The organism is Micromonospora sp. DT201, from assembly GCF_049841575.1.
Classification (GTDB): Bacteria; Actinomycetota; Actinomycetes; order Mycobacteriales; family Micromonosporaceae; genus Micromonospora.
The window spans coordinates 126,210-130,207 of sequence record NZ_JBNCKP010000012.1 but is presented as its reverse complement, the minus strand read 5'-3'; the positions used below and the strand labels follow the sequence as shown (position 1 = coordinate 130,207).

3 protein-coding genes and 1 pseudogene are annotated in these 3,998 nt (G+C 64.6%); all 4 read right to left on the bottom strand.

The genetic code is table 11. From position 1 onward, the window contains the following. Positions 1 to 68: 68 nt before the first annotated feature. A complete protein-coding gene (locus ACLQ28_RS20405; protein WP_110568669.1) occupies positions 69 to 404 on the bottom strand; it encodes a hypothetical protein in 336 nt (111 codons plus the stop codon). Further along, positions 394 to 831 (bottom strand): YbaB/EbfC family nucleoid-associated protein, encoded by a 438-nt coding sequence (locus ACLQ28_RS20400; RefSeq protein WP_110568667.1) that lies wholly within the window; start codon positions 829 to 831, stop codon positions 394 to 396. The genes ACLQ28_RS20405 and ACLQ28_RS20400 overlap by 11 nt, the downstream gene beginning before the upstream one ends. 12 nt (positions 832 to 843) lie before the next feature. Then, a complete protein-coding gene (locus ACLQ28_RS20395; RefSeq protein ID WP_425687866.1) occupies positions 844 to 3,261 on the bottom strand; it encodes a hypothetical protein in 2,418 nt (805 codons plus the stop codon). 89 nt (positions 3,262 to 3,350) lie between these two features. Further along, positions 3,351 to 3,998, bottom strand: a pseudogene (locus ACLQ28_RS20390) (hypothetical protein); the annotation flags it as partial.

Here is a 3,998-nt window from a genome sequence, read left to right as displayed (position 1 = left end):
CCCGACACACCCCTAACCAGACGACGGGTCACACCCTCGACGGCGAGGGTGTGACCCGATCAATACTTTCAGTGCTTGGACGTGCCCGAATTGGAGTTCGGGTTTGCCAGGTCGGCGTTATCGACCTCTACGTCGTTGAGCATTTTTTGCAGCCACCCAACAGCGGTGGTGTCACCGTGAGCAAGCTTCGTGATGCCATCGATCACGTCAGTAACCAGAGGGAGCTGCACGTTGAGCCCATCATGGATCTGCTTGTCGACCTTGCTCCGAACCTTTCCTGGCGGCGAGTTCTGACTTACAACCTTCTCGAACTGATCCTTGACTGCGGTCATGTGCCGGAAGGGCGGAATCAGTTTCGCGTTGTTTATCAGGTCCGTGTCAGCAGCGAGATGGTCAGCGGCCATCGGTCGTCCCCTCCCCCGCAGCGCGCCTCGACCCCGGGAAGGGCTCATTGACCGAACGCATCGCTTCTCGCATCATCTCGTCAAAGTTCACTGTGCCGTTGAGCATATCTTTGATCGGCAGACCGGGCGGCAGCAACTTCTGGTAGGCGTTCGCCGCCTGTCCCCTCGCCTGATCGCGGGCGGTCTTGAGGGTTTCCACCAAGAGGTTCCCCAGCTCGGCCGGCGCCATCGTACGGTACGAGTTCGTCGGGAACTTGACCTCCACGAGGTCGCCCCGACCGTCCACTATGACGGTGAGCGCGCGGTTCTTGGCGGTCACCGTCGTCTGTGCCGTCGACAGTTCCTGCTTGACCTCGGCGATCGCCAACTTCTTCTGCTCGAACTCGGCATACGCCTGTTCGATCTTGTCGTGCAACGGACTTGTCATTCTCAACTCCTTCTAGTTTTGGCGGTTGGTTTGCCGGCCGGTTCCCCGGGCCGGGCCGAACGGGGACGCGGGCGTGCCGGGTCCGCTCGGCGACCAGGGAGTACGCTCCCCCACCGAGTCCGGGACCTCATCACGGCCAATGACCCCTGGCATGGCGTCCGGATCCGTACCCCACACCTCTTCTTCCTCGGCCAACCAGGTGGTGCGCTCACGCTCCTTCTCCTGCTGACCACCACCTGCTCCCCCCAGGCCACCCATCGGCGGCATCATGGGCGGGAACCCTCCCGCGGCTCCGCCCGCACCCGCCGCCCCAGTAGCCCCCGGGATCAAACCGTCCATCCCAGAGGTAGGGGCCACCGGCGCCGGGCCGAGCGCGCCGACCATCAGACCATTCGGCAACGGGGCACTGGGCTGCCCGGTAAGACCGCCACTACCGGACCCCACACCACCCACACCACCCAACTCCGGCAGATCGCCGCCAGCGCTACCACCGAAGAAGTCGTTACCCCCCACACCACCCACACCCGAACCACCCAGGCCGGGGAACGAACCACCCGAACCCGCACCACCCAGATCGGGAATCGACACACCCGAACCACCCAGACCCGGGAACGAACCACCCGAACCCGCACCACCCAGATCGGGAATCGACACACCCGAACCACCCAGACCCGGGAACGAACCACCCGAACCCGCACCGCCCAGACCCGGGAACGACCCACCGACACCCGGTAGGCCATCGATCGGCGACGGAATCTCGTCGAAGTCACCGGCCCCGGGAAGCCCGATCGGCGGATTGGCCGACTGATTGTCATCACCAGGCCGACCGTTCAGACCACCCAAACCAGGAAGACCACCCAGACCACCGAGGCCAACCCCGCTACCTCCACCGGGCAACTCGACACCACCACCGGTCAGGCCACCAAGGTCGACACCACCGCCGAGGTCGAGACCAGACGGCAGTCCTCCGGTTGATCCACCGACACCGCCCTCCAGACCACCGCCACCGACAAGCTCCTCCAGACTGGGACTGCCACCACCACCACCAACGCCGCCACCAATGTCGGCCAACCCGGAACTGCCACCACCACCGAGAGCGTCGGCCAGGCTGCCACCGCCACCGCCAACGTCGGCCAGCCTGGAACTGCCACCATCAACGCCACCGCCACCGAGAACGTCGGCCAGGCCGGAACTGCCACCACCACCGGCAACGTCGCTCAGCTTCGGGCCACCACCACCACCAGCACCGCCACCGAGCTTGCCAAGAACGTCGTTTATGTTGGCACCACCACCGCTACCGCCAGCACCCGCGGTCGGCGGCGGAATCGGCGCGTACGTCTGCAGATCGACCATGTTCGTATAGGAACGCTCAAAGCTTTCCCGCAACTCCTTGAACCGCTCAGCCATCGCAAGATGCAAACTGGCCGCAGCCTTGGCGAAGGCCGCATGCATCCTCGCGTCAAGCGCCTGCAACGCCTCAGCCGGCTTCTTGAAGTCGTATTGCTGCGAATCAAGGCCATCGCCGATGTCGATCGAAATATTCCAACTCTCGAGGTCGTCCCAGGCGGTCAGTTTGCCGTCGTCCCATGCCTGCTGGTTCCAACCGTCTGTGCTATGCCCCAAATCGTCGATGGATTTCTCGATATCCTTCATCACGCGCTCGACCATCGTGTTCGGCTGGTATTCCGGTCGACTCGCGAAATCTGCCCACACCTGGCGGATCTGCGTCCAGAAACGCTGCGCGGCATCACCGTTGTCATGCAGCATCCGCACCCAGTCGTCGGAGGTCTGAAGATCCTGCCGCAACAGCTTCATCTCGCCGTGCAGATTCTTCAACGCATCCGACAGCGCCTGCGACGAAGAACCCTGAAAACCCGAACCGCCGGAACCCAGACTGTCGATCTCGGCCTGGATGCGCTGCGCCGAACCGTCCAACCACATCGACAGGTTGTAGAACGACTCCGCTGCCGTGTGGAAACTCTGCGGATCCAACGGCAACGGAGTGGGCGGAGTGTCCAAGATGTCGCGCGAATGGGTCCAGAACTCATTCCAGAAATATTCGTGCGGCGAATAGCCGCCACCCGACTTCGAGAACCAGTCGACCCGCCCCTTGATAATCCAGAACGCCTCATGCGAGACGGAGGTCCCCCCAGGCGTACCCGTCCTTGCGTTCGTGTTGGTTATCACCGAAGAAGCAGTACGCCGGTAGATGGTGAACTCGTTCGCGCCCGGCGTGCCCATCGAGTCGTTCCACGGCTGGTTTCCGGACGTGATATAGGTGCCGGCCAGGGTCAGGCTGAGCCAGGCGGGCCGGGTGAACCGCCGACTGTCCATGTCGCCGGCGCCGAGAACCTCGATGAGACCCTGCTCCCAGGCCGGCAGACCCATCGGGTCGGTGCCGGGCAGAGTACTGGGATTCGGCTGGGTCATCGAAGTTCTCCACTCAACGCAGAGTCGAGTGGATTCACGCCAGCTCTGACCTGGGCACCCTGGTTACGAATCTTCATGCTCAAGTCCTTCTAGCTTTGCCGGTTGCTCTGCCGGCCGGTTCCCCGCGCCGGGCCGTACGGGGACGCGGGCGTGCCGGGTCCGCTGGGCGACCAGGGAGTGCGCTCCCCCACCGAGTCCGGGATCTCGTCACGGCCAATGACCGCCGGCATGACGTCCGGATCCGTACCCCACACCTCTTCTTCCTCGGCCAACCAGGTGGTGCGCTCACGCTCCTTCTCCTGCTGACCACCACCTGCTCCCCCCATGCCACCCATCGGCGGCATCATGGGCGGCATCCCTCCAAAGGCACCACCCGCGCCAGCCGCACCGGGGGTGTCCGGGATCAATCCGTCGACGGCAGAGGTGGGGGCGACCGGCGCCGGGCCGAGCGCGCCGACCATCAGACCATTCGGCAACGGGGCGCTGGCCTGCCCAGTAAGACCCCCGCTACCGGACCCCCCACCGGGACTCCGCAGCTCGGGGAAGGAACCACCCGAACCCGAACCACCCGAACCCGCACCACCCAGACCCGGGACCGAACCACCCGAACCTGCACCACCCAGACCCGGGAACGAACCACCCGAACCCGCACCACCCGAACCCGGGAACGAACCACCCGAACCCGCACCACCCGAACCCGGGAACGAACCACCCGAACCCGCACCACCCGAACCCGG

Bases quoted from the DNA above. Each gene is read 5' to 3' on its own strand.
- ACLQ28_RS20405 (WP_110568669.1), bottom strand. From the start codon at position 404: ATGGCCGCTGACCATCTCGCTGCTGACACGGACCTGATAAACAACGCG.
- ACLQ28_RS20400 (WP_110568667.1), bottom strand. From the start codon at position 831: ATGACAAGTCCGTTGCACGACAAGATCGAACAGGCGTATGCCGAGTTC.
- ACLQ28_RS20395 (WP_425687866.1), bottom strand. From the start codon at position 3,261: ATGACCCAGCCGAATCCCAGTACTCTGCCCGGCACCGACCCGATGGGT.